20 protein-coding genes are annotated in these 22,729 nt (G+C 61.1%); 11 read left to right on the plus strand and 9 right to left on the minus strand.

The genetic code is table 11. The features are described 5' to 3' along the window. Positions 1–98 precede the first annotated feature (98 nt). Positions 99–953: a sulfurtransferase gene (locus tag ACI77D_RS07620; RefSeq protein ID WP_407016341.1), complete on the minus strand. Its 855-nt coding sequence runs from the start codon at positions 951–953 to the stop codon at positions 99–101. A 33-nt stretch (positions 954–986) separates the two neighbouring features. Further along, positions 987–1,658: a TetR/AcrR family transcriptional regulator gene (locus ACI77D_RS07625; protein ID WP_064454566.1), complete on the minus strand. Its 672-nt coding sequence runs from the start codon at positions 1,656–1,658 to the stop codon at positions 987–989. A 146-nt stretch (positions 1,659–1,804) separates the two neighbouring features. On the opposite strand from ACI77D_RS07625, the gene ACI77D_RS07630 reads away from it, so the two are divergent. From ACI77D_RS07630 to ACI77D_RS07650, 5 genes are all read left to right on the plus strand, one after another. Then, positions 1,805–3,232 (plus strand): coniferyl aldehyde dehydrogenase, encoded by a 1,428-nt coding sequence (locus ACI77D_RS07630; RefSeq protein ID WP_407016342.1) that lies wholly within the window; start codon positions 1,805–1,807, stop codon positions 3,230–3,232. A gap of 27 nt (positions 3,233–3,259) precedes the next feature. Further along, positions 3,260–3,805, plus strand: a complete 546-nt coding sequence (locus ACI77D_RS07635; protein ID WP_053258498.1) for a hypothetical protein — start codon at positions 3,260–3,262, stop codon at positions 3,803–3,805. 162 nt (positions 3,806–3,967) lie between these two features. After that, positions 3,968–5,563, plus strand: coding sequence for a GMC family oxidoreductase (locus ACI77D_RS07640; protein WP_064454568.1), 1,596 nt, complete (start codon positions 3,968–3,970; stop codon positions 5,561–5,563). 114 nt (positions 5,564–5,677) lie between these two features. Then, the gene (gene coaD / locus ACI77D_RS07645; protein WP_003176711.1) at positions 5,678–6,157 is read left to right on the plus strand and encodes a pantetheine-phosphate adenylyltransferase; all 480 of its coding nucleotides are present in this window, start codon (positions 5,678–5,680) and stop codon (positions 6,155–6,157) included. A 171-nt stretch (positions 6,158–6,328) separates the two neighbouring features. Further along, entirely contained in the window at positions 6,329–6,580 is a 252-nt protein-coding gene (locus ACI77D_RS07650) for a YfhL family 4Fe-4S dicluster ferredoxin (RefSeq protein ID WP_003195146.1), read from the plus strand. Between the two features lie 122 nt (positions 6,581–6,702). On the opposite strand, the gene mutM is transcribed toward ACI77D_RS07650, so the two are convergent. Beyond that, positions 6,703–7,515, minus strand: a complete 813-nt coding sequence (gene mutM / locus ACI77D_RS07655) for a bifunctional DNA-formamidopyrimidine glycosylase/DNA-(apurinic or apyrimidinic site) lyase (RefSeq protein WP_064454569.1) — start codon at positions 7,513–7,515, stop codon at positions 6,703–6,705. A gap of 21 nt (positions 7,516–7,536) precedes the next feature. Next, positions 7,537–8,349 carry an HDOD domain-containing protein gene (locus ACI77D_RS07660; RefSeq protein WP_208604480.1) on the minus strand — a complete coding sequence of 271 codons (813 nt, stop codon included), beginning with the start codon at positions 8,347–8,349 and terminating at the stop codon, positions 7,537–7,539. A 296-nt stretch (positions 8,350–8,645) separates the two neighbouring features. Here ACI77D_RS07660 and ACI77D_RS07665 point away from each other — a divergent pair, with 296 nt between their 5' ends. The 3 genes from ACI77D_RS07665 to ilvD all read left to right on the plus strand — a co-directional run bounded on the left by ACI77D_RS07665 (position 8,646) and on the right by ilvD (position 13,376). Continuing rightward, the gene (locus ACI77D_RS07665) at positions 8,646–9,842 is read left to right on the plus strand and encodes a class I SAM-dependent rRNA methyltransferase (RefSeq protein ID WP_003213799.1); all 1,197 of its coding nucleotides are present in this window, start codon (positions 8,646–8,648) and stop codon (positions 9,840–9,842) included. A 242-nt stretch (positions 9,843–10,084) separates the two neighbouring features. Then, a complete protein-coding gene (locus ACI77D_RS07670; protein ID WP_407016343.1) occupies positions 10,085–11,284 on the plus strand; it encodes an MFS transporter in 1,200 nt (399 codons plus the stop codon). A 250-nt stretch (positions 11,285–11,534) separates the two neighbouring features. Next, the gene (ilvD, locus tag ACI77D_RS07675) at positions 11,535–13,376 is read left to right on the plus strand and encodes a dihydroxy-acid dehydratase (RefSeq protein ID WP_064454573.1); all 1,842 of its coding nucleotides are present in this window, start codon (positions 11,535–11,537) and stop codon (positions 13,374–13,376) included. Between the two features lie 395 nt (positions 13,377–13,771). On the opposite strand, the gene ACI77D_RS07680 is transcribed toward ilvD, so the two are convergent. Further along, complete coding sequence (locus ACI77D_RS07680) at positions 13,772–14,830, minus strand: hypothetical protein (protein ID WP_064454574.1); 1,059 nt, start codon at positions 14,828–14,830, stop codon at positions 13,772–13,774. A gap of 241 nt (positions 14,831–15,071) precedes the next feature. Between ACI77D_RS07680 and ACI77D_RS07685 the strand changes: the two genes are divergently transcribed. Further along, positions 15,072–16,460 carry an L-cystine transporter gene (locus tag ACI77D_RS07685; protein WP_407016344.1) on the plus strand — a complete coding sequence of 463 codons (1,389 nt, stop codon included), beginning with the start codon at positions 15,072–15,074 and terminating at the stop codon, positions 16,458–16,460. Positions 16,461–16,542: 82 nt separating this feature from the next. Here ACI77D_RS07685 and ACI77D_RS07690 read toward each other — a convergent pair whose 3' ends face one another. Continuing rightward, entirely contained in the window at positions 16,543–17,061 is a 519-nt protein-coding gene (locus ACI77D_RS07690; RefSeq protein ID WP_221295844.1) for a dihydrofolate reductase, read from the minus strand. A 97-nt stretch (positions 17,062–17,158) separates the two neighbouring features. On the opposite strand from ACI77D_RS07690, the gene ACI77D_RS07695 reads away from it, so the two are divergent. Both ACI77D_RS07695 and ACI77D_RS07700 read left to right on the plus strand, forming a co-directional pair. Further along, positions 17,159–18,538, plus strand: coding sequence for a DUF2868 domain-containing protein (locus ACI77D_RS07695; protein WP_407016345.1), 1,380 nt, complete (start codon positions 17,159–17,161; stop codon positions 18,536–18,538). Beyond that, positions 18,531–19,898: a DUF3482 domain-containing protein gene (locus tag ACI77D_RS07700; RefSeq protein ID WP_221295845.1), complete on the plus strand. Its 1,368-nt coding sequence runs from the start codon at positions 18,531–18,533 to the stop codon at positions 19,896–19,898. Before ACI77D_RS07695 ends, ACI77D_RS07700 begins: the two co-directional genes overlap by 8 nt. Here the strand turns inward: ACI77D_RS07700 and ACI77D_RS07705 are convergent. From ACI77D_RS07705 to ACI77D_RS07715, 3 genes are all read right to left on the minus strand, one after another. Continuing rightward, positions 19,895–20,449, minus strand: coding sequence for a phosphonate degradation HD-domain oxygenase (locus tag ACI77D_RS07705; RefSeq protein ID WP_221296155.1), 555 nt, complete (start codon positions 20,447–20,449; stop codon positions 19,895–19,897). The genes ACI77D_RS07700 and ACI77D_RS07705 overlap by 4 nt on opposite strands. Continuing rightward, entirely contained in the window at positions 20,449–21,582 is a 1,134-nt protein-coding gene (locus tag ACI77D_RS07710; protein ID WP_407016346.1) for a TIGR03364 family FAD-dependent oxidoreductase, read from the minus strand. The genes ACI77D_RS07705 and ACI77D_RS07710 overlap by 1 nt, the downstream gene beginning before the upstream one ends. Before the next feature lie 118 nt (positions 21,583–21,700). Then, positions 21,701–22,726 (minus strand): putative 2-aminoethylphosphonate ABC transporter substrate-binding protein, encoded by a 1,026-nt coding sequence (locus tag ACI77D_RS07715; RefSeq protein ID WP_064454580.1) that lies wholly within the window; start codon positions 22,724–22,726, stop codon positions 21,701–21,703. Positions 22,727–22,729: the final 3 nt, after the last annotated feature.

Raw genomic sequence — 22,729 nt, forward strand, 5'->3', positions numbered from 1 at the left:
CTGCGATGAGGCCGTGTCAGCTGGCCGATTACTGACTGACACACCGCAATCGCAGGCGAGCCAGCTCCCACACTTAATCGGGTTTTCAAACTGGATATTTATTCGCCAGTCGCAATCTTCCGCGCCGGATCAGTAATCCACTCACTCCACGACCCTGCATACAACTTGCCCAACGGATAACCCGCCAAACTCAGGGCGAACAGGTTGTGGCACGCCGTCACACCCGAACCACAATACGCCACCAGTTCATCCGGCGAACGCCCTTGCAACTGCGCGGCGAAGCGCTGCTTGAGCTGCTCAGCCGGCAGGAAACGGCCATCACTGCCCAGGTTTTCGTTGAATGCCACACATTGCGCGCCGGGAATGTGCCCGGCGATCGGGTCGATCGGCTCCACGTCGCCACGAAAACGTGCTTGGGCGCGGGCGTCGATCAAGGTCATGCCCGGTTCGCCCAGGCGCTTTTGCAGGTGCTCCGCGTCCAACAGCAGGTGATTATCCGGCGTACCGGCGAATGTTCCCGGCTCAACCACCGGCGCATCCAGGCTCAGCGGGAAACCTGCCGCATGCCAGGCCTTGAGGCCACCGTCCAGAATAAACACGCCATCACGCTTGCCCAGCCAGGCCAGCAGCCACCAGGCACGGGCGGCATAGGCGCCGGGGCCGTCGTCATACAGCACGATGTCGGTGTCGGCGTTGATGCCCCAGGCTCGCAGTTGCACAACCAACGTATCTGCAGCCGGTAACGGATGACGACCGGTCACGCCTTTGGTCACCGGCCCGCTGAGATGGCGTTCGAGATCGGCATATTGCGCGCCTTCGATATGCCCTTCGGCGTAGCTGCAAAGCCCGTAGTCCGGGTCTTCCAGGGCAAAGCGGCAATCCAGTATCACCAGCCCGCCGCGCTGTTGGCGCTCGGCCAATTGCTGGGGGCTGATCAGTTGGGCAAGCGGCATGACGGACTCCTGTGAATAGATTGGGGAAAGGCCCTACTTCACTTCTTCCAGTGCCTGATTCAACGGCACGTAAAACTCTTTGAACAAGGCATCCACTGCTTCTTTCGCCTCGGCGGTGACAAACCCCGCCTCCAGCACCAGCACCTGGTACACACCGCGCTTGATCGCTTCGGCGCTCAAGTGAGCGGAGTTTTCATTGGTGGTGCACAGAAAGCGCACCCAGGAAGTGAGGATGATCCAGGCATTAAGGGTCAGCGCTTCGGTTTGCACGGGGTCCATATTGAGGATGCCAGCATCGACAAACCCCTGATAGATGGCGTTGCCCTGGATCAGGCAGCGCTGGGAAAACCGCCGGTAGCCGGTGGCAAGTTCCGGGTCGCTTTCCAGCAGGTGTTCAAGGTCACGGTGCAGGAAACGGTAGCGCCACATGCCGGCCAGCACGGCCTGCAGGTAGAAGCGTTTGTCTTCGACGGTAACGGCGCGGCCTTGGGGCGGGCGCAGAAAACTGTCTACCAGGGCTTCGTATTCACGAAACAGCACGGCGATGATCGCCTGCTTATTGGGGAAGTGGTAGTACAGGTTGCCCGGGGAAATTTCCATATGGGCGGCGATATGGTTGGTGCTGACACTGCGTTCACCCTGCTGGTTAAAAAGCTCCAGGCTGGTTTGCACAATGCGCTCGCTGGTCTTTACTCGTGGTGCCATAGGGGATCAGCTTCTGAACACGTGATGAAGCATCTTACGGCCTATCCTGCTCAGGATAAATCCGCATGTTGCTGCAATGTTATTTGACATTTTAGAGCAATGACTCTAATAAATGATGCATTCCAATGACAATCGGAAACTGCGCCATGTCTGCCAACGTTGCCTACCTGCAAGACGCCCAGGCGCTGGATCAACTCCAGGGCTTGTTCGACGCCCAACGTCTCGCCTATGCGGCCAACCCGATGCCGCCCGCCGAGCAACGCCAGCAATGGCTCAAGGCGTTGCGCGACTTGCTCAGCGACGAGCGCCAGGCGCTGATCGACGCGATCAGCCAGGACTTCAGCCACCGTAGCGCCGACGAAACCCTGTTCGCCGAACTGATGCCGAGCCTGCATGGCATTCACTACGCCAGCCAACACCTCAAAGGCTGGATGAAACCTTCCCGTCGCGCTGTGGGCATTGCCTTCCAACCAGCGTCAGCCAAAGTCATCTACCAGCCGCTCGGTGTGGTCGGGGTAATCGTGCCCTGGAACTACCCACTGTATTTGGCCATTGGCCCGCTGGTCGGCGCTTTTTCGGCAGGTAACCGGGTGATGCTCAAACTCAGCGAGTCCACACCCGCCACGGGCGCGCTGCTCAAGGCACTGTTGGCGAAAATATTCCCCGAGGACCTGGTGTGCGTGGTGCTGGGCGAGGCCGAAGTGGGTATGGCGTTTTCCAAACTGCGCTTCGATCACTTGTTATTCACCGGCGCCACCAGCATCGGCAAGCACGTGATGCGCGCGGCGGCCGAGCACCTCACGCCGGTCACGCTGGAGCTGGGCGGCAAGTCGCCCGCCATTGTCTCCGCCGACGTGCCACTCAAGGACGCCGCCGAGCGCATCGCCTTCGGCAAATGCCTGAACGCCGGGCAAACCTGTGTGGCGCCGGACTATGTGCTGGTGCCGGAAGACCGAGTGGAGGGCTTTGTCGAGGCTTACTCCAAGGCAGTCCGTGGGTTTTATCCAACCCTGGCCGACAACCCGGACTACACCGCCATCATTAACGAGCGGCAACAGGCCCGGCTCAATGCCTACATCAAAGACGCCACCGACAAAGGCGCCACCCTGATTCCACTTTACGAGCAAGGCCAGGCTCGGCGCATGGCCCATAGCCTGTTGCTGAATGTCAGCGATGACATGACCGTGATGCAGGACGAAATCTTCGGCCCGGTGCTGCCAATCGTGCCTTATCGCGGCATCGACCAGGCGTTTGCCTACATCAACCAGCGCCCTCGCCCGTTGGCCCTGTATTACTTCGGCTACAACAAGGGCGAGCAGAACCGCGTGCTCCACGAGACCCACTCCGGCGGCGTGTGCCTGAATGACACCCTGCTGCACGTGGCTCAGGACGACATGCCTTTTGGCGGCATCGGCCCGTCCGGTATGGGCCACTACCACGGTCATGAAGGGTTCCTCACGTTCAGCAAGGCCAAGGGTGTGCTGGTCAAGCAGCGCCTGAACGCGGCGAAGTTGATCTACCCGCCGTACGGCAAGTCGATCCAGAAATTGATTCAGAAGCTGTTTATCCGTTGATAACACACCCTCGGGATAACAATAACAATGAACCCTAGCCTGACTGATTCACCTGCGCTGTCGCGGCGCGGCGTCTTGAAAATCGGCCTGTGCGCCAGCGCGTTCCTGGCCACCGCCGGGCTCGGCGCCAGCCTCAGTGGCTGCTCCAGCAGCACCCCGGCCAGCGGCTTTGCCATGCTGCGCAGCAGTGATTTGCCGTTCCTGCGCGCGGTCATCCCGGTGCTGCTCGAAGGCGCCGCCAGCGCCCAGGACGTGGTCGCCGGGATCGAAGACACCCTGAAAAAACTCGACTACAGCCTGCAGCACTTGTCGCCGGAGATGTTCAAGCTCACCCAGCAACTGTTCGACGTACTGGGTATGGGTATCACCCGCGGCCCGTTGACCGGGATCTGGGGCAGTTGGGAAAACGCCAGCAGCGAGCAGATTCGCAACTTCCTGCACCGCTGGGAAAACAGCTACCTCAACCTGCTGCGCATGGGCCAGGGCTCACTGCTCAAGCTGGTGATCATGGCCTGGTACTTCCGCCCGCAATCCTGGGCCCATTGCGGCTACCCCGGCCCGCCGAAGATCTAACCCTGATAACCCGATCAGAAAATGTGGGAGCGGGCTTGCTCGCGAAAGCGGTGGGTCAGTCAATAAATTCTTAACGGAGACACCGTATTCGCGAGCAAGCCAGCGCCCACATTGACCGCAACTTCGTAGCGTTTAACTCATAAAAACAAGAGTGCACTTCATATGCCCGTACCCGATCTGTTCCGCGACGGCCTAGCCCGTGGCTGGAAAACCCACAATGGCGCCGCCTTAGGCAACGACCTGACCCTGGAAGCCGATGTGGCGATTATCGGCAGCGGCGCCGGTGGCGGCACTACCGCCGAGATCCTCAGCGCAGCCGGCTACAAGGTGTTGCTGATCGAAGAAGGCCCGCTCAAAACCAGCAGCGATTTCAAACTGCTGGAAGACGAGGCCTACGCCAGCCTGTACCAGGAGGGCATCGGCCGCATGAGCAAAGACGGCGCGATCACCATCCTGCAGGGCCGGGCCGTGGGCGGCACCACGCTGATCAACTGGACGTCGAGCTTTCGCACGCCCGATGCCACCCTCGCCCACTGGGCCAGCGAATACGCGGTAAAAGGCCACAGCAGCGCCGAGATGGCGCCGTGGTTCGAGAAGATGGAGCAGCGCCTGGGTATCGCGCCGTGGGCCATACCACCGAATGCCAACAACGATGTGATTCGCAAAGGCTGCGAAAAACTCGGTTACAGCTGGCACGTGATTCCGCGCAACGTGCGCGGCTGCTTCAACCTGGGGTATTGCGGCATGGGCTGCCCGGTCAACGCCAAGCAGTCGATGCTGGTCACCACCATTCCGTCCACCCTGGAAAAAGGCGGTGAGCTGCTCTACCTGGCCCGCGCCGAACGCCTCAACTACAGCGGCGACACGATCAGCAGCCTGGAATGCGTCGCCATGGATGAACGCTGCGTGGCCCCCACCGGGCGCAAGATCACGGTCAAGGCCAAGCATTACGTCCTGTCCGGCGGTGGCATCAACAGCCCGGCACTGCTGATGCGTTCGGACGCACCCGACCCGCATTCGCGGCTGGGCAAGCGCACTTTTCTGCACTTGGTGAACTTCTCCGCCGGGCTGTTCGACGAGGTCATCAACCCGTTCTACGGTGCGCCGCAGTCGATCTATTCCGACCACTTCCAATGGCTGGACGGCACTACCGGCAAAATGTCCTACAAGCTGGAGGCTCCGCCCTTACATCCGGGCTTGGCCAGCACCCTGTTCGGCGGCTACGGCACACAGAACGCCTTGGACATGAGCCAACTGCCCCATACCCACGCCATGCTCGCGCTGCTGCGTGACGGCTTTCATCCCGACAGCCCGGGCGGCACCGTGGAATTGCGCAGTGACGGCACGCCGGTGCTCGATTATCAGGTGTCGGATTACGCCTGGGACGGCCTGCGCCGGGCGTTCCATACCATGGCCGAGATTCAGTTCGCGGCGGGCGCCAAGTCGGTCAAGCCGTTGCACCACGATGCACGCTACGTGAACACCTTGGCCGAGGCGCGCAGCCTGATTGACGGCCTGAGCCTGGAATTGCACCGTACGACACTGGGCAGCGCCCACGTAATGGGCGGTTGCGCCATGGGTGAAGACCCGAAAAACGCGGTGGCCGACAGCCTCGGCCGGCATCACCAATTGCGCAACCTGTCGATCCACGACGGCTCTTTATTCCCCACCAGCATTGGGGCTAACCCGCAATTGTCGGTGTACGGATTGACGGCGCAACTGGCGACAGCATTGGCCGAACGTCTGAAAACGGCATGAAAAAACACGGTATTCGTGCTGTCTATAGTGCTTTCTTCTGCATAAGTTGACTTGGCCGACCGGGACGGCTGCGATACCATCCGGTTCCCCAACGGACTCCGCCAGGACGACGCGATGAACCGAGTGTTGTACCCAGGTACCTTCGACCCGATTACCAAAGGCCATGGCGATCTGGTCGAACGCGCCTCTCGCTTGTTCGACCATGTGATCATCGCGGTCGCCGCCAGCCCCAAGAAAAACCCGCTGTTTCCCCTGGAACAGCGCGTGGAATTGGCACGCGAGGTCACCAAGCACCTGCCTAACGTGGAAGTGGTGGGCTTTTCGACGCTGCTGGCGCACTTCGCCAAAGAGCAGAACGCCAATGTGTTCCTGCGTGGCCTGCGTGCAGTGTCGGACTTCGAATACGAATTCCAGCTGGCCAACATGAACCGTCAACTGGCGCCCGACGTGGAAAGCCTGTTCCTCACGCCGTCGGAGCGTTATTCGTTCATTTCCTCCACATTGGTCCGTGAAATCGCTGCTTTGGGCGGGGATATCACCAAGTTCGTGCACCCGGCCGTGGCAGATGCGCTGACCCTGCGTTTCAAGAAGTAATTTCTGAGGCGTGGGCTTGTTGTGGCGAGCGGGCTTGCCACAATAAGCCAGCTCACCCCCACAAGCACATAAGCCACAGGTCATGTGCGCTCGCACTGTGGGCGCCAATGCGGCACAATTGCGCGCATTCGTTTTCAGATGCCCTGGCTGACAGCCCTGGCAGGAGTTTCCATGTCCCTGATCATCACCGACGATTGCATCAACTGCGACGTCTGCGAACCCGAGTGCCCGAACGCTGCGATTTCCCAGGGCGAAGAGATCTACGTGATCGACCCCAACCTGTGCACCCAGTGTGTCGGCCACTACGACGAGCCTCAGTGCCAGCAAGTGTGCCCGGTGGATTGCATTCCGCTGGATGAAGCCCATCCGGAGACTGAAGAGCAGTTGATGGAGAAGTACCGGAAGATTACCGGTAAGGCCTAAGCCTTTGTGGCGCCCATCAGGGCCTCATCGCAGGCAAGCCAGCTCCCACATTTAGACGTGTGAATACATTCAAGTGTGGGAGTGGGCTTGCTCGCGAAGGCGTTATCAGCCATCACACAGAGTCAGCTCTGACACTTAGGGCAAAACACACTCGCCCGCTGCCCCAACACCACATTGCGCAACTCCGTCCCGCAGACCTTGCACGCCTCGCCTCCCCGGCCATAGACGAACAGTTCCTGCTGGAAATACCCCGGCTGCCCGTCACCCCCAATAAAGTCGCGCAGCGTGGTACCGCCCCGTTCGATGGCGGCCGCCAGCACGCGCTTGATCTCAATCGCCAGCTTCAAATAACGCCCGCGTGAGATACCGCCCGCGGCCCGACGCGGGTCAATCCCCGCCGCAAACAACGCTTCCGTCGCATAGATATTGCCCACCCCCACCACCACTGCGTTGTCCATGATGAACGGCTTCACCGCCATCGAACGCCCACGGGACAGCTGGAACAGGCGCTCGCCATCAAACAGGTCGGTCAACGGCTCGGGCCCCAGGCGCATCAGCAACTCGTGGTTGTGCGGGTCGTGGCTCCAGAGCATTGCGCCGAAACGCCTGGGGTCGGTGTAACGCAGGGCCAGGCCGGATTCGAGTTCGATGTCCACATGCTCATGTTTGAGTGCCGGCGAACCGACTTCCACCATGCGCAGGTTGCCCGACATGCCCAAGTGGCTGATCAAGGTGCCCACTTCGGCATTGATCAACAGGTACTTGGCCCGCCGCTCCACCAATACGATGCGCTGCCCTGAGAGACGCACATCAAGGTCTTCCGGGATTGGCCAGCGCAGGCGCCGCTCACGCACCACCACGCGACTGACCCGCTGGCCTTCCAGGTGGGGCGCAATTCCGCGCCGGGTGGTTTCGACTTCTGGTAACTCGGGCATGTGTACCTCTTGAAAAAAGGGTCAGTGCGCGCCCAGCTCGCGGATCGACAACTTCATGCTTTCAAAGTCGTAGTCCGACAGGCCCACGTAATCCAGCACCAGGTGGCCGATAGCATTCCACTCATGGTCTACCGACTGGCTGCCCAGCACACGGTAAGACGAGCAGATATGCTCGGCCATTTTCAGGATCGCCAGCAGGTTTTTCAGTTGCGGAGTGCGCGACGACTCATCGCTGAAAATCGCCAGGGCATTGTGGTGGTTGGCGATGGCGTCGGTCACATGCTCCGGCAGGCGCCAGGACTTGGCGGTGTAATAACCGACGACTGCATGGTTGGTGTTGAACGCGTTGTTCTCGGTGTCGACCACCCGGCAGTCGGGGCCGGCGTTGGCGTAGGCCTCTTCCAGCACCGTCATGTAGTTGGGAAAACGCTTGAGCATCAATGGCACACCGCAATCGTGAAACAGGCCCAAGGCATAGGCCTCGTCTACGGTTTGCGAACCGGTGCGTTTGGCCAGGGTCAGGCACGTCATGGCCACATCCTGGGCAGTGTCCCAGAAGCGGTTGAGGGTGACGATGGTGTCGTCGCTCATCTCGCCCTTGATCGACTGCGCATTGATCAGGTTGATGATCGAGCGGCTGCCCAGCAGGTTCACTGCGCGCTGGATCGAGGCGATCTTGTTGCTCAGGCCGTAATAGGGCGAGTTGACGATCTTCAGCAGCGCACCGGACAAGCCTGGGTCTTGGGAGATCAACCGCGCGATCACTTCCAGATCCGGGTCGGGCATGTACTGCTCCATCTGCAAATCCACCATGATTTGCGGTTGAGGCGGCACGCTGATGCCTTGCAGGGCCTGTTGGATCTGCTCGGCGGAAAGCTCTTGGGACATAAGTACACACTCTGGGCTAGGCGGGGATTCTAACCCTTATGAAGACTTGACCGACACCCAAATGCCGAACTGAAACCGGATCAAATGTGGGAGCGGGCTTGCTCGCGAAAGCGCGGTGTCAGTCACCGAATACAGTGGCTGATCCACCGCTTTCGCGAGCAAGCCCGCTCCCACATGTCCGGCGGCGCCGCGAATTCATGCACAACACGGTATACTCCCGCTCTTTTTTCCGGAGCGACGTCATGTCCCTGCCAAGCCTGCGTCTCAAAGCCAACGCCGATCGTCGTTTGCGCAACGGCCACCTGTGGGTCTACAGCAACGAAATCGACGTGGCCGCCACACCTCTTCATGGCTTCCAGGCAGGCGACCAGGCTATCCTGGAAGCGGCCGGCGGCAAGACCCTGGGCATCGTGGCCATGAGCCCGAACAACCTGATCTGCGCACGCCTGCTGTCGCGCGACATCAAGTTGCCCCTGGACAAGTCGCTGCTGGTGCACCGCATCAACGTCGCCCTGTCGCTGCGTGATCGCCTGTTCGACAAGCCGTTCTACCGCTTGGTCTACGGCGATTCCGACCTGTTGCCAGGCCTGGTAGTCGACCGTTTCGGCGATATCCTGGTGGTGCAGATCGCGTCGGCGACCATGGAAGCCCACAAAGAAGACGTGATCGCTGCACTCACCCAAGTGCTCAAGCCGAGCGGCATCCTGTTCAAGAACGACTCCGCCGCGCGCGACGCTGAAGGCCTCAACCGCTACGTTGAAACCGTGTTCGGCCTGGTGCCGGAATGGGTAGCGCTGGAAGAAAACGGCGTGAAGTTCGAAGCCCCAGTCATCCAGGGCCAGAAGACCGGCTGGTTCTACGACCACCGCATGAACCGCGCGCGCCTGGCCCCGTATGCCAAAGGCAAACGCGTGCTGGACCTGTACAGCTACATCGGCGGCTGGGGCGTGCAAGCTGCAGCCTTCGGCGCCAGTGAAGTGTTCTGCGTCGACGCCTCCGCTTTCGCCCTCGACGGCGTTGAGCGCAACGCCGCGCTGAACGGCGTTGCCGAGAAAATGACCTGCATCGAAGGCGACGTCTTCGAAGCTCTCAAAGAGCTGAAAGCCAGCGAAGAACGCTTCGACGTGATCGTCGCCGACCCACCGGCCTTCATCAAACGCAAAAAAGACATGAAAAACGGCGAAGGCGCCTACCGTCGCCTGAACGAGCAAGCCATGCGCCTGCTCAGCAAGGACGGCATCCTGGTCAGCGCATCCTGCTCGATGCACCTGCCGGAAGACGACCTGCAAAACATCCTGCTGACCAGCGCCCGCCACCTGGATCGCAATATCCAGATGCTCGAACGCGGCGGCCAGGGCCCGGATCATCCGGTGCATCCGGCGATTGCAGAGACGCGGTATATCAAGAGCATTACCTGCCGGTTGCTGCCTAACAGCTAAGCAATAAGCGCAGATCAAAATGTGGGAGCGGGCTTGCCCGCGATTACGGTGAACCCGTCAATGAATCTGTTGACTGACACTCCGTTATCGCAGGCAAGCCAGCTCCCACATTTTTTTGTGCTGTGTCAGAAACATTGCCGCAGGCCACACAAGTCCATATGGCTTCCCACAAGGTTTTTGATTGAATTCCACATGTCGCAGACTAGTATTGGTTTCTGGTTTTACTCCGGAAAACAAAAACAATGTCTGAGTTCACCTGCTCGCCCCCACTCAGTGGCGACGTAAAACGCCAACAACTGTCCCGCTTCATCCTCATCACCTGCATTTCACTGATCAGCTTCTTTCCGATCAATATTCTCCTGCCCTCATTCCCCGCGCTGGCTACCCGGTTCGACATGCCTACGGCGGACATCGCACTCTCCATCAGCCTGTTCACCCTGGTCTTTTCCATCTCCCAATTGGTCGCGGGCCCGTTGTCGGATAAATGGGGACGCAAGGAAGTCCTGCTCGGCTGCATCACATTGTCGATCCTGGGCGCGATTGGCTGCGCACTGGCCGCGGACTACCTGACCTTCCTGCTGTTTCGCTCCGTACAGGCGATGGGCTGTGGCTTCTTCGTGCTGGGCCACGCCCTGGTGGAAGACCTGTTCGAGGAACAGGATCGAGCCCGGGTACGCCTCTATTACATGACCCTGAGCGGTTCGTTTGTCGCGCTGTCACCCCTGATAGGCTCCTGGCTGCAAACCACATTCGACTGGCAAGGCAGCTTCTACGGATTCGCGCTGATGGCGCTGGGCATGTTGATCCATGCGTTCTGCATCCTGCCGTCCAAATCCGCCAGCCCCCACCGTGCCCCGGTTTCGATCATCGGCACGCTGAAAGCCGTCGCAAGCAATCGGGACTTCCTGCGTTACTGGTGGATCGCCGCGCTGGTGTTTGCCTGTTATTTCGCGCTGATCAGCGTGACGCCGCTGATTTTCATGGATGCACTGAAACTGTCGGAATACCAGTACGCCCTGGTGCTGATGGTGTACGGCGTGGCCTATCTGCTCGGCGGCGTCGCGGCGTCGTATTTGCAAAAGCGCATCCCGCTGCCCCGGCAAATCAACCTCGGCCTCGGGTTGCTGCTTGTCGCTGGCGTGCTGTTGACACTGATCGTCAGCGTTGAGGCGATCACCACCATCACCCTGCTGATTCCGATGCTGATCAGCGCCCTGGCCGTCACCCTGGTTCGGCCTGCCGCGATTTCTGCGGCGATGTTGCTGTTCTCCAGCAGTGCAGGCACAGCCGCATCCGCAGGCAACAGCATCATGTTCCTCAGCGCCGCCGTCAGCAGCGCCGCTCTTGCGCAAACCGGCACGCATTTGCTGATGACCATTGCTGTCAGCTTCATCCTTTTCAGCCTGTGGGGTTGGTTGACGAATGCGCGGGTCGGGCGCTAATGCCCCGCCACACGTCCCGTAAGCGCTATCTCCACGCTTACGGCCATTCCCTCCCGCCGCCAGCGGTGTAGAATCGACGTTATTCATCGCCAGTCATCCCCCGGCGGGTTTATGAGCTCGAGGCCCAAGCACGCGGCGATCCCGCGACGCGAGTGGCAACTTTTGGACACGCGGCCATTTTCTGAGTGTTCCAGACGTCAATAGAAGCTCACTCCCCTTTAGTACTTGATTAGCCGCCCGGAGTGCTCCAATGCCTGATTACCGCTCGAAAACATCTACCCACGGCCGCAACATGGCCGGCGCGCGCGCACTGTGGCGTGCCACGGGGATGAAAGATGACGACTTCAAAAAGCCGATCATCGCGATTGCCAACTCGTTCACCCAATTCGTACCCGGCCATGTCCACCTCAAGGACCTGGGCCAGTTGGTCGCCCGCGAGATCGAACGCGCCGGCGGTGTAGCCAAAGAATTCAACACCATCGCCGTGGATGACGGCATCGCCATGGGCCATGACGGCATGCTGTATTCGCTGCCGAGCCGCGAGATCATCGCCGACTCCGTGGAGTACATGGTCAACGCCCACTGCGCCGACGCCATCGTGTGCATCTCCAACTGCGACAAGATCACCCCCGGCATGCTGATGGCCTCCCTGCGCCTGAATATCCCGGTGATCTTCGTGTCCGGCGGCCCGATGGAAGCCGGCAAGACCAAGCTCGCCTCCCACGGCCTCGACCTGGTCGATGCCATGGTCATCGCCGCCGATTCCAGCGCTTCTGACGAGAAGGTCGCGGAATACGAGCGCAGCGCCTGCCCGACCTGCGGTTCGTGCTCCGGCATGTTCACCGCCAACTCGATGAACTGCCTGGTAGAAGCCTTGGGCCTGGCGTTGCCGGGTAACGGCTCTACCCTGGCCACCCACAGCGACCGCGAGCAATTGTTCCTGCAAGCCGGCCGCACCATCGTCGAGCTGTGCAAGCGTTACTACACCGAGAACGATGAGTCGGTGTTGCCGCGCAACATCGCCAACTTCAAGGCCTTCGAAAACGCCATGACCCTGGACATCGCCATGGGCGGTTCCACCAACACCATCCTGCACTTGCTGGCCGCCGCCCAGGAAGCCGAGATCGATTTCGACCTGCGCGACATCGACCGTCTGTCCCGCCACGTGCCGCAACTGTGCAAAGTCGCGCCGAACATCCAGAAGTACCACATGGAAGACGTGCACCGCGCCGGCGGGATCTTCTCGATCCTGGGCTCCCTGGCCCGCGGCGGCCTGCTGCACACCGACCTGCCGACCGTGCACAGCAAATCCCTGGCCGAAGGCATCGCCAAATGGGACATCACCCAGACCACCGACGAAGCCGTGCATCACTTCTTCAAGGCCGGCCCGGCGGGCATCCCGACGCAAACCGCGTTCAGCCAGTCGACCCGTTGGGACACCCTCGACGACGACCGTGAAAACGGCTGCATCCGCAGTGTCGAGCACGCCTACTCGCAAGAAGGCGGCCTGGCCGTGCTGTACGGCAATATCGCCCTCGACGGCTGCGTAGTCAAAACCGCTGGCGTGGACGAGTCGATCCACGTGTTCGAAGGCCGCGCCAAGATCTACGAAAGCCAGGACAGCTCGGTACGCGGCATCCTCGCCGACGAAGTCAAAGAAGGTGACATCGTCATCATCCGTTACGAAGGCCCGAAAGGCGGCCCGGGCATGCAAGAGATGCTCTACCCGACGTCGTACCTCAAATCCAAAGGCCTGGGCAAAGCCTGCGCCTTGCTGACCGACGGCCGCTTCTCCGGCGGCACCTCGGGCCTGTCCATCGGCCACGCTTCTCCAGAAGCCGCCGCCGGTGGCGCGATTGGCCTGGTGCAGGATGGCGACAAAGTGCTGATCGACATTCCGAACCGCTCGATCAACCTGTTGATCAGCGATGAAGAACTGGCTGCACGCCGGGTCGAACAGGACAAGAAAGGCTGGAAACCGGTCGAGAAGCGTCCACGTAAAGTGACGACCGCGTTGAAGGCTTATGCCCTGCTGGCTACCAGTGCCGACAAGGGTGCGGTACGTAACAAGGCGATGCTCGACGGCCTGTAAGCCTCGCCCATAAAAATGCCCCGCCAAGTGCGGGGCATTTTTTTTGCCTGCAGAAAACTCCCCAGACATAGAAGACCAACTGTGGGAGCTGGCTTGCCTGCGAAAGCGGTGGGCCAGCCGACTCATGTATGGCCTGACACACCGCCTTCGCGAGCAAGCCCGCTCCCACATTCGACCGCATTCCAATGCTGGAACCCGATCAAGTGTGGTCGACCGCACTCCTATGCTGGAACTCGGTCAAGTGTGGTCGACCGCATTCCTGTGCTGGAACTCGGTCAAGTGTGGTCGACCGCATTCCTGTGCTGGAACTCGGTCAAGTGTGGTCGACCGCACTCCTATGCTGGAACTCGGTCAAGTGTGGGAGCGGGCTTGCTCGCGAAGCAGGCGCCTCGGTCTTACTGAATCTCGTCAGGCTTGACGATCACCCAGTTCTTGTCGGCCGTCACCGGCAGCCCTTCCTTGGCCTGGGCCGCTGCGTGCTTGGCCATCATGCCGTTGAGTTGGGTCATGTACTTGTCTTTGCGGTTGACCCACAGGTGAATGCCGCCTTTGGCCACGTCCACATCGTGAAACAGCATGTAGCCGTCGCTGGTCGGCGTGTCACCGCCGACAATCACCGGCTTTTTCCACTCGTCGATGTAGGTCAGGATGGCTGCGTGTTTGCCGGCCATCCAGGTCGCCGGCGTCCACAGGTAGGGGGTCAGTTCCAGCCCCAGGTTGGCCTTCTCGTCATATTTGCCGGCAGCGATCTGTTTGCGTGCGGTGGTCAGCTCGCCAGTCTTGCGGTCCTTGAGCAGGGTGCTCACGCCGATGACGTTCTCGGGTTTGACGTTGTAGCCGTACTTCGGATCGGCAGCGACCATGCGCACCAGTTCCTCGGACGCGGCGGTCATCACGTAGACCTCAATGCCATTTTCCATCAGCTTGTTGTAGAGCTCAGCCTGGCCGGTGAAGACTTTTGGTGGCTGCACGTCCATGTTCTTGACCACGTCACCGTCGTAGTACGTGACCGGGACTGGCTTGCCGGAAGCCATCATCTCATCGACGTAGCCTTTGAGTTCCTTAAGGGTGAAGCCGGAGAAGATCTGCGCCACCCACGGGTAGCAGACCATGTCGTCGACTTCACAAAGGCGGTAGTAGTAGCTGAACAGGCTTTCCTTGTGTTCAGCGGTGTCCTTGAACGGGATCAGCTTCAGGGACGGGTCCATGGTGTCGCGGGTGATCAGGCCCTTGTTTTCCAGGTACGGCAGCAAGGACTCTTCAAGATCATAGCGGTAGCTGGTGTTGTCCATGTCGAACACCGCGAAGTTACCCTTGTTGGCATTGGCGGCGATCATCTTGTTCAGTTGCTCGGCGGCGGGCGCCGGCCAGTGCTTCAACTCGGTGGCGGCAAATGCCTGGCCGGCGAGGCCGAAGCAGAAGGCGGCGGCAAGTAGTGTTGGCGCGAGCTTCATAAGCGTTTTCTCCCTGAGTGAAAGACATCGACGCTAACAAATCTGTGTGACAGTTATCGCCCGAGCGCGACCGCTTGCGTCGTGATTGCGCCAAAGGCATACGCCTGAACGTCAAACGCTTATTCCAAAAACGACAGTACACATTCCATATCGGTATTAAATCAATATATTTCAAGCTGTTAGCATTTCCGGTTCGCAATCGCAGGCTCACGCGATTGGCTGCCTTCTCAACGGAGCTTCAATGAATCTGCCCCTGATTCTCAACTTACTGGTGTTCGTGGCCCTGTTGCTGGGCCTGGCACAAACTCGCCACACGCAATGGAGCCTCGCCAAGAAGGTCCTGTTCGCCCTGGCCCTCGGCGTGGTGTTCGGTACGGTATTGCACACCATCTATGGCGACGGTAACCCGGTGCTCAAAGCCTCCATCGGCTGGTTCGACCTGGTCGGTAATGGTTATGTGCAACTGCTGCAAATGATCGTGATCCCGCTGGTATTCGCTTCGATCCTCAGCGCAGTGGCACGTCTGCATAATGCCTCGTCCCTGGGCAAGATCAGCTTCCTGACCATCGGCACGCTGCTGTTCACCACGGCGATTGCGGCGCTGATCGGCATCGGCCTGACCAACCTGTTCGGCCTCACCGCCGAAGGCCTGGTGGCCGGCACCCAGGAAATGGCGCGCCTGCAAGTGATCCAGAGCGATTACGCCGGCAAGGTCGCCGACCTGAATATCCCGCAATTGCTGCTGTCGTTCGTGCCGGCGAACCCGTTCGCCGACCTGGCGCGCGCCAAGCCGACGTCGATCATCAGTGTGGTGATTTTCGCTGCATTCCTGGGGCTTGCCGCGCTGCAACTGCTCAAGGATGACGTGGAAAAAGGCCAGAAAGTAATCAACGCCATCGACACCCTGCAAGCCTGGGTGATGCGCCTGGTGCGCCTGGTGATGAAGCTGACGCCGTACGGCGTGCTGGCGCTGATGACCAAAGTGGTCGCCGGTTCCAACCTGCAAGACATTATCAAGCTCGGCAGTTTTGTGGTGGTGTCGTACCTGGCGCTGGGCCTGATGTTTGTGGTGCACGGCCTGCTGCTGTCCCTGGCCGGGATCAACCCGCTGCGGTTCTTCCGTAAAGTGTGGCCGGTGCTGACCTTTGCGTTCACCAGCCGCTCCAGTGCGGCGGCCATTCCGCTGAGCATTGAAGCGCAGACGCGCCGCCTCGGCATTCCACAATCCATCGCCGGTTTTGCCGCCTCGTTTGGTGCCACCATCGGCCAGAACGGTTGCGCGGGCCTCTACCCGGCGATGTTGGCCGTGATGGTTGCGCCAACCGTCGGCATCAACCCGCTGGACCCGCTGTGGATCGCGACCCTGGTGGCGATTGTGACCTTGAGTTCGGCCGGTGTGGCCGGCGTGGGTGGCGGTGCGACGTTTGCCGCGTTGATCGTGCTGCCGGCAATGGGCTTGCCGGTGTCACTGGTGGCGCTGCTGATTTCCGTGGAGCCGCTGATCGACATGGGCCGCACGGCCTTGAACGTAAACGGCTCGATGACGGCGGGCGCGATTACCAGCCAGGTCATGAAGCAGACGGATAAAGCGCTGTTGAATGCCGATGAGCATGTGCAGCTAGCTAGCTGAGTTGCAAGCTGCAAGCTGCAAGCTGCAAGCTGCAAGAAAGAGCACTTCGCTTAAACTTCAGCTTGTCGCTTGTGGCTTAAAGCTAGCAGCTGCCCCTCTCCCACACTTCGAAGTTATACGCCGGCTTATCACCTTCAGCTGGATTCTCCAGGTTTGAAACCAGCTTCCACTGCTGCTTATCAAACTCGGGAAACCACGCATCCCCTTCCGGGCTCAGCGCAACCCGGGTCAGATACAAGCGATCTGCCTGTTCCAGCCCCTGCGCATACAGCTGCGCACCGCCGATCAGCATCAGCTCGTCCACGCCCTGCGCCAGCGCCCAGGCCTCGGCCCGCTCAACCGCCGCGTCGAGAGACGGAAAAACTTCCGCACCTTCGAGCACCAAGTCGGTCTGACGGCTGACCACGATGTTCAAGCGCCCCGGCAACGGTCGGCCCAGCGAATCCCAGGTCTTGCGCCCCATGATGATCGGCTTGCCAAGCGTGGTGGCCTTGAAGTATTTGAAATCCCCCGGCAAATGCCAGGGCATGCTGTTGTCGACGCCGATCACACGGTTTTCACCGAGGGCTGCGATCAGGCTTAAAGGGAGAGTTTTTTTCATGGCGACGAGAATACCAGAGCCCCCAGCCACGCGCAGCGTGCACTAAACAGCCCCGGAGCGGTTATGCTCCAGGCTCACGAACACAACAGGACGGCGCGTGACTGCACTGAACCCCTTGCACAAACTCTGGCTGACGGAAACCGTGCGCTTGCGTGAAGAACACGCCGGCCCGCTGGAGGACCTGGAAGCCAACCGCCTGGCCCGCGCGGCCGGCGGCGACCTGCCGACGCGCATCCAACAGCGCGCCCTGCATTTGGCCGAGCGCGATGGTTTGATCGCCGCCCTCACCCGCTGGCTGCAAGGCGCCCGTTTGGCGCTGGTGCTGCTGGCGGTGGTCGCGGTGATCAGTGGCGCCGGTCTGGCGTTTGCTGCATTGGGCAATGGTGTGACGCCGGTGAATGTGTTCTGGGCCCTGGGCAGCCTGCTCGGCTTGAATCTGATCCTGTTAATCAGTTGGGCCCTGGGCCTGCTGTTTGCCGGCGAACACAGCGCCAGCCTCGGCCGCCTGTGGTTGTGGCTCAGCGAAAAACTCGCGCGTGATGCCAAGGCCGCGCAACTGGCGCCGGCGTTGCTGCTGTTGTTACAGCGCCAGAAACTCAATCGCTGGGCGGTCGGCATGCTGGTCAACAGCCTGTGGTTGCTGGCATTGCTCAGCGCCATGGTGATTTTGCTGACACTGCTCGCCACCCGACGCTATGGTTTTGTGTGGGAAACCACCATCCTCGGCGCCGACACTTTTGTCGCCGTGACCCAAGCCCTTGGCAGCCTTCCCGCGCTGTTGGGCTTCAATGTGCCGACGGTCGAGATGATCCGCGCCAGCGGCGATTCCGCCCTGAACATCGAAAGCGCTCGCCAAGCCTGGGCCGCCTGGCTGGTCGGGGTGTTGCTGGTTTACGGCCTGCTGCCCAGATTGATCCTCGCGTTACTCTGCCTGTGGCGCTGGAAACGCGGGCGCGCCGCCTTGCGCCTGGACCTCAACCTGCCCGGCTACAGCCAACTGCGCGAACGCCTGATGCCCAGCAGTGAACGACTGGGCGTCAACGACGCCGCGCCCGAACAGCTGCACCACGTCACAGGAGGCGTCAGTGAACTGGAGAGCGACGGCGCGCTGCTGGTCGCCATCGAACTCGACGATCAGCACCCCTGGCCGCCCAAACTGCCGGCCAGCGTGAAAAACGCCGGCATCCTCGACACCCGCGAATCGCGCAACAAACTGCTGGAACAACTCACCCGCTTCCCGCCCGCGCGCCTGGCTATCGCTTGCGACCCACGGCGCTCGCCCGACCGTGGCAGCCTGGCGCTGATCGCCGAGCTGGCACGCAGCGCCGCCGCCACCCGTGTGTGGCTGCTGCAAGCTCCGCCCGGCCAGGCACTGGACGCCGAGCGCCTGGGCGATTGGCACGCAGCGCTGCAACAACTGGAGCTGCCCTTCGCCGACTGCGCGCCGCTGAACTGGCTGGAGACCGGTCATGACTAAACCGCTGAAACTCGCAGTGGTCGGCCACACCAATGTCGGCAAGACCTCACTGCTGCGTACGTTGACCCGCGATGTCGGCTTTGGCGAAGTCTCCCATCGGCCCAGCACCACGCGGCATGTCGAAGGCGCACGGTTATCGGTGGATGGCGAGGCCTTGCTGGAGCTATACGACACGCCCGGCCTGGAAGACGCCATCGCCCTGCTCGACTATCTGGAACGCCTGGATCGCCCCGGCGAACGCCTTGACGGCCCGGCCCGCCTGGCGCGTTTCCTGGAAGGCAGCGAAGCGCGCCAGCGTTTCGAACAGGAAGCCAAAGTGCTGCGCCAACTGCTGGCCTCGGACGCCGGCCTGTATGTGATCGACGCCCGCGAGCCGGTGCTGGCCAAGTACCGCGACGAGCTGCAAGTGCTGGCCAGTTGCGGCAAGCCGTTGCTGCCGGTGCTCAACTTCGTCAGCAGCAGCGACCACCGCGAGCCGGACTGGCGCGCAGCCCTGGCCCGCCTTGGCCTGCATGCGCTGGTGCGTTTCGACAGTGTGGCGCCACCGGAAGATGGCGAGCGTCGTCTTTATGAAAGCCTGGCCCTGCTCCTGGAGAAGTCGCGGGGGCAGTTGGAACGGCTGATCCAGGACCAGCAAGCCCAACGCCAGGCCCGCCAGCAAAGCGCCGCACGGCTGATCGCCGAGCTGTTGATTGACTGCGCCGCGTGCCGACGCAGCGTGGTCACTGCCGATGAACAGCAAGCCATCAGTGACCTGCGCAAAGCCGTACGCCAACGCGAACAAAAATGCGTGGAAGCGCTGCTCAAACTGTTTGGTTTCCGCCCACAAGATGCCGCCGCCAGCGACTTGCCGTTGCTGGACGGCCGCTGGGGCGATGACCTGTTCAACCCGGAAACCCTCAAGCAACTCGGCGTGCGCGTCGGTGGCGGAATCGCCGCAGGTGCGGCTGCCGGGGCGGGTGTGGACCTGCTGGTCGGAGGCTTGACGCTTGGCGCCGCCGCCCTGGCCGGTGCGATTGCCGGTGGTGCCCTGCAAACCGCACGCGGCTATGGCAGCCGCCTGCTGGGCAAGATTAAGGGCCAACGCGAACTGACCGTCGACGACAGCGTGCTGCGCCTTTTGGCCTTGCGCCAACGCCAGTTGCTCAAGGCCCTGAACCTGCGCGGCCATGCGGCCATGCACAGCATCAAGGTCGATACGCCCCAGGATAAAACCTGGCGCGAAGGCAAGTTACCGGACGCGCTGCACAAGGCCCGCGCTCATCCGCAATGGTCATCCCTGAACCTTCACCCCAAGCTGAGCCAGGCAGAGCGCCAGGAACACGTCGAAGCCCTGGCCCAGCGTCTGGATGAAACCTAAGCCGCGAGCAGTTGCCGAGCTTTGGCCTTGAGCACTTCAAGATCAAGCACCGGTATGGATATTTGCTTGGCCTGTTCATCCCAATGGCGCATGCGCAAACTAACAGCACACAGCGGGTCCTGTTCGAAGGCCTGGGCCTCTTCGGCGCTCATCATGCCGCCCTGGTACCCCAACGTGCGGCGACTGGCTTCGCTCAAGCGGGCGTAATAGCCCGGCTGGCTGAAGGTCAGATAGCGCTTGGCTTGCACGTGGTATTCCACCAGTTTGACCAGGCGCTCACTGAAGCCTGCGCGGCGCAAGTAATCCGCGCCCAGCCGCTCATGACTGACCACCCCATAACCGCTCATGTTTTCGCCACCCTGTCCGCACAGGTGCCCGATATCGTGGAAGAACGCCGCCAGCACCACTTCATCATCAAACCCTTCGGCCATCGCCTGTTGCGCGGTTTGGGACATATGTTCGAGCTGCGACACCGGTTCGCCGATGTAATCCGCCGTGCCGTGCTGCTCGTACACGCCAAAGACTTCGGTAATCGCCTGTTCCGGGGTCATCATGCCGCCCCCCACAGGGTTGTGATATTTCGCTCGGCCATCGCCGGCCCCACGCTCATGCCCACGCCGGTGTGCATCAGTGCCGCGCTCACGCCGGGTGCCGCACGCAGGAATGAAAACGGGGCGGGCCCGCGTGAGCCGTAAACACCTTGCCAGCGCTCCACTACTTGCACCTTGCAGCCCAGCGTCTGCTCGGCCAACTCGATCAGCCAGTCATCGACCTGCTCGGCGCTGAACGGCGACGCATCGCTGCCGTAGTCATGGGAGTCGCCGATAATCAGCTCGCCATGGGGCGTCGGGCTGATCAGCAGATGAATGCCGTGTTCATGCAAGTGTGGTGCTTCACGCAGGATTTGCGCGTGCACCGGCGCGGCTTCGGGCAGGTCGGCGAAGGCGCCGTAATGCACGCAACTCAAGCCTGTGAGCAACGCGTGTTGCAGGTTGAGGTTGGCCGCAGGCCGGGCACGCAGCATTTGCAGGCGGCAGATACTCGGGTTGAGTTCGGCGATCGGTTCCGCCAGCAAGGTTTGGTAGTCATGGCCGGAACACACAATGACCTGCTCGCCAAGAAAGCTGCCGGCCGTGGTGTGCACGTGGCCGGGCTCAACGTCGCGCACCAGGGTGGAGAAATGAAACTCCACGCTCAAATGCTGGCTCAGGTAGTTGATCAGTGCCGGAATCGCCTCGCGGGAATACAGCTGCTGATCGTCTTTACCATGCAGCGCTGCGCGGTGATGACGGAACTGACCGCCATATAGATCCTTCATCGCCGCGCCTTGCAGCAGCTCGACGTTGTAGCCGTGTTCCTGGGCGCGACTGGCGCGGAATGCTTCCAACAGATGCTCTTCGGCTTCGGTGCGGGCAAACAGGTACGAGCCGTTGCGCTTGAGCTGCACACCCGCCACTTGTGCCCATTGCGCCCAGATATCGCGACTTTCACGGGCCAGGTCGAGCATCGGCCCCGGTGGTTGGCCGGTGACCAGCGCCTGGCCGAAGTTACGCACCGAAGCGCCCAACGGCGTAGCGCTGCGCTCGAACACCTTGACCTTGAGCCCGCGCCTGGCGGCCGCATAAGCGTGGGACAGGCCGAGGATGCCGGCGCCGATGATCAGCAGATCGCTGTGTTGTGTCATAGAGTGAAGTCCTGAATTTGGGACCGCTATCGCAGGCAAGCCAGCTCCCACATTGGAATGCATTCCAACTGTGGGAGTTGGCTTGCCTGCGACAGGGCCATCAGCCCTAACGAAAACCTTACTGACCCGCCACCTTCTCCGACTTGCCGTCATAGCGCTTGCGCCATTCGGTCAGGATGCTGTCGCGGTTTTTAGAGGCCCAGGCGAAGTCGTTCTTGATCAGGCGTTGCTCGTAGTCAGCGGGCAATTCGGTCTGCGGCTTGGCGATACCAGGCTGGGCGAGGACAGCGAAGTTGTCTTTGTACAGGTCCATCGCCGCCGTGCTGGCGGAGAAGTCAGCGAGCTTTTTAGCCGCCTCGGCGTGAGCGGTGCCCTTGATCACGGCCGTCGCTTCAATGTCCCAGCCCAGGCCTTCCTTGGGCAGGATGATGTCCAGCGGCGCGCCCTGGCGTTTCAGTTGGACGGCCGGGTATTCGAAGGAAATGCCAATCGGGAATTCACCGGAAGCCGCCAGCTTGCACGGCTTGGACCCGGAGTGAACGTACTGGCCGATGTTCTGGTGCAGGTCGTCCATGTACTGCCAGCCCTGTTTCTCACCAAAGGTCTGCAGCCAGGCACTCACATCCAGGAAGCCGGTGCCGGACGACGCCGGGTTCGGCATCACGATCTTGCCCTTGTACTCAGGCTTGGTCAGGTCTTGCCAGCTCACCGGCTTGGTCAGGCCTTGCTTCTCGGCTTCGACAGTGTTGAAGCAGATGGTCGCAGCCCACACGTCCATGCCGACCCAGGCCGGTGGGTTAGCGGCGTCGCGGTAGTGCTTACCGATCTTGTCCAAGTCCTTGGGCGCGTAGTTAGCCAGCATGCCTTGCTGGTCGAGGATCGCCAGGCTCGACGCGGCCAGGCCCCACACCACGTCGGCTTGCGGGCGATCTTTCTCGGCCAGCAGCTTGGCGGTGATGATGCCGGTGGAGTCGCGTACCCATTTGATCTCGACGTCCGGGTTGGCCTTTTCGAAAGCCTGTTTATAGGTCTTCAACTGCTCGGCTTCGAGGGCCGTGTACACCGTCAACTCGGTTTTGGCGGCAAAGGCATTCAGGCTGAATGCGCTGAGTAGAGCAGCGGCCAGAGCCAGGGGCTTGAACATGGA

It is taken from the genome of Pseudomonas sp. O39 (assembly GCF_045447295.1).
Taxonomy (GTDB): domain Bacteria; phylum Pseudomonadota; class Gammaproteobacteria; order Pseudomonadales; family Pseudomonadaceae; genus Aquipseudomonas; species Aquipseudomonas antarctica_A.

Bases quoted from the DNA above. Each gene is read 5' to 3' on its own strand.
- ACI77D_RS07640 (WP_064454568.1), top strand. From the start codon at position 3,968: ATGCCCGTACCCGATCTGTTCCGCGACGGCCTAGCCCGTGGCTGGAAA.
- ACI77D_RS07690 (WP_221295844.1), bottom strand. From the start codon at position 17,061: ATGAAAAAAACTCTCCCTTTAAGCCTGATCGCAGCCCTCGGTGAAAAC.
- ACI77D_RS07670 (WP_407016343.1), top strand. From the start codon at position 10,085: ATGTCTGAGTTCACCTGCTCGCCCCCACTCAGTGGCGACGTAAAACGC.
- ACI77D_RS07630 (WP_407016342.1), top strand. From the start codon at position 1,805: ATGTCTGCCAACGTTGCCTACCTGCAAGACGCCCAGGCGCTGGATCAA.
- ACI77D_RS07685 (WP_407016344.1), top strand. From the start codon at position 15,072: ATGAATCTGCCCCTGATTCTCAACTTACTGGTGTTCGTGGCCCTGTTG.
- ACI77D_RS07665 (WP_003213799.1), top strand. From the start codon at position 8,646: ATGTCCCTGCCAAGCCTGCGTCTCAAAGCCAACGCCGATCGTCGTTTG.
- ACI77D_RS07625 (WP_064454566.1), bottom strand. From the start codon at position 1,658: ATGGCACCACGAGTAAAGACCAGCGAGCGCATTGTGCAAACCAGCCTG.
- ACI77D_RS07715 (WP_064454580.1), bottom strand. From the start codon at position 22,726: ATGTTCAAGCCCCTGGCTCTGGCCGCTGCTCTACTCAGCGCATTCAGC.
- ACI77D_RS07620 (WP_407016341.1), bottom strand. From the start codon at position 953: ATGCCGCTTGCCCAACTGATCAGCCCCCAGCAATTGGCCGAGCGCCAA.
- ilvD (WP_064454573.1), top strand. From the start codon at position 11,535: ATGCCTGATTACCGCTCGAAAACATCTACCCACGGCCGCAACATGGCC.
- coaD (WP_003176711.1), top strand. From the start codon at position 5,678: ATGAACCGAGTGTTGTACCCAGGTACCTTCGACCCGATTACCAAAGGC.
- mutM (WP_064454569.1), bottom strand. From the start codon at position 7,515: ATGCCCGAGTTACCAGAAGTCGAAACCACCCGGCGCGGAATTGCGCCC.
- ACI77D_RS07680 (WP_064454574.1), bottom strand. From the start codon at position 14,830: ATGAAGCTCGCGCCAACACTACTTGCCGCCGCCTTCTGCTTCGGCCTC.
- ACI77D_RS07710 (WP_407016346.1), bottom strand. From the start codon at position 21,582: ATGACACAACACAGCGATCTGCTGATCATCGGCGCCGGCATCCTCGGC.
- ACI77D_RS07705 (WP_221296155.1), bottom strand. From the start codon at position 20,449: ATGACCCCGGAACAGGCGATTACCGAAGTCTTTGGCGTGTACGAGCAG.
- ACI77D_RS07700 (WP_221295845.1), top strand. From the start codon at position 18,531: ATGACTAAACCGCTGAAACTCGCAGTGGTCGGCCACACCAATGTCGGC.
- ACI77D_RS07650 (WP_003195146.1), top strand. From the start codon at position 6,329: ATGTCCCTGATCATCACCGACGATTGCATCAACTGCGACGTCTGCGAA.
- ACI77D_RS07635 (WP_053258498.1), top strand. From the start codon at position 3,260: ATGAACCCTAGCCTGACTGATTCACCTGCGCTGTCGCGGCGCGGCGTC.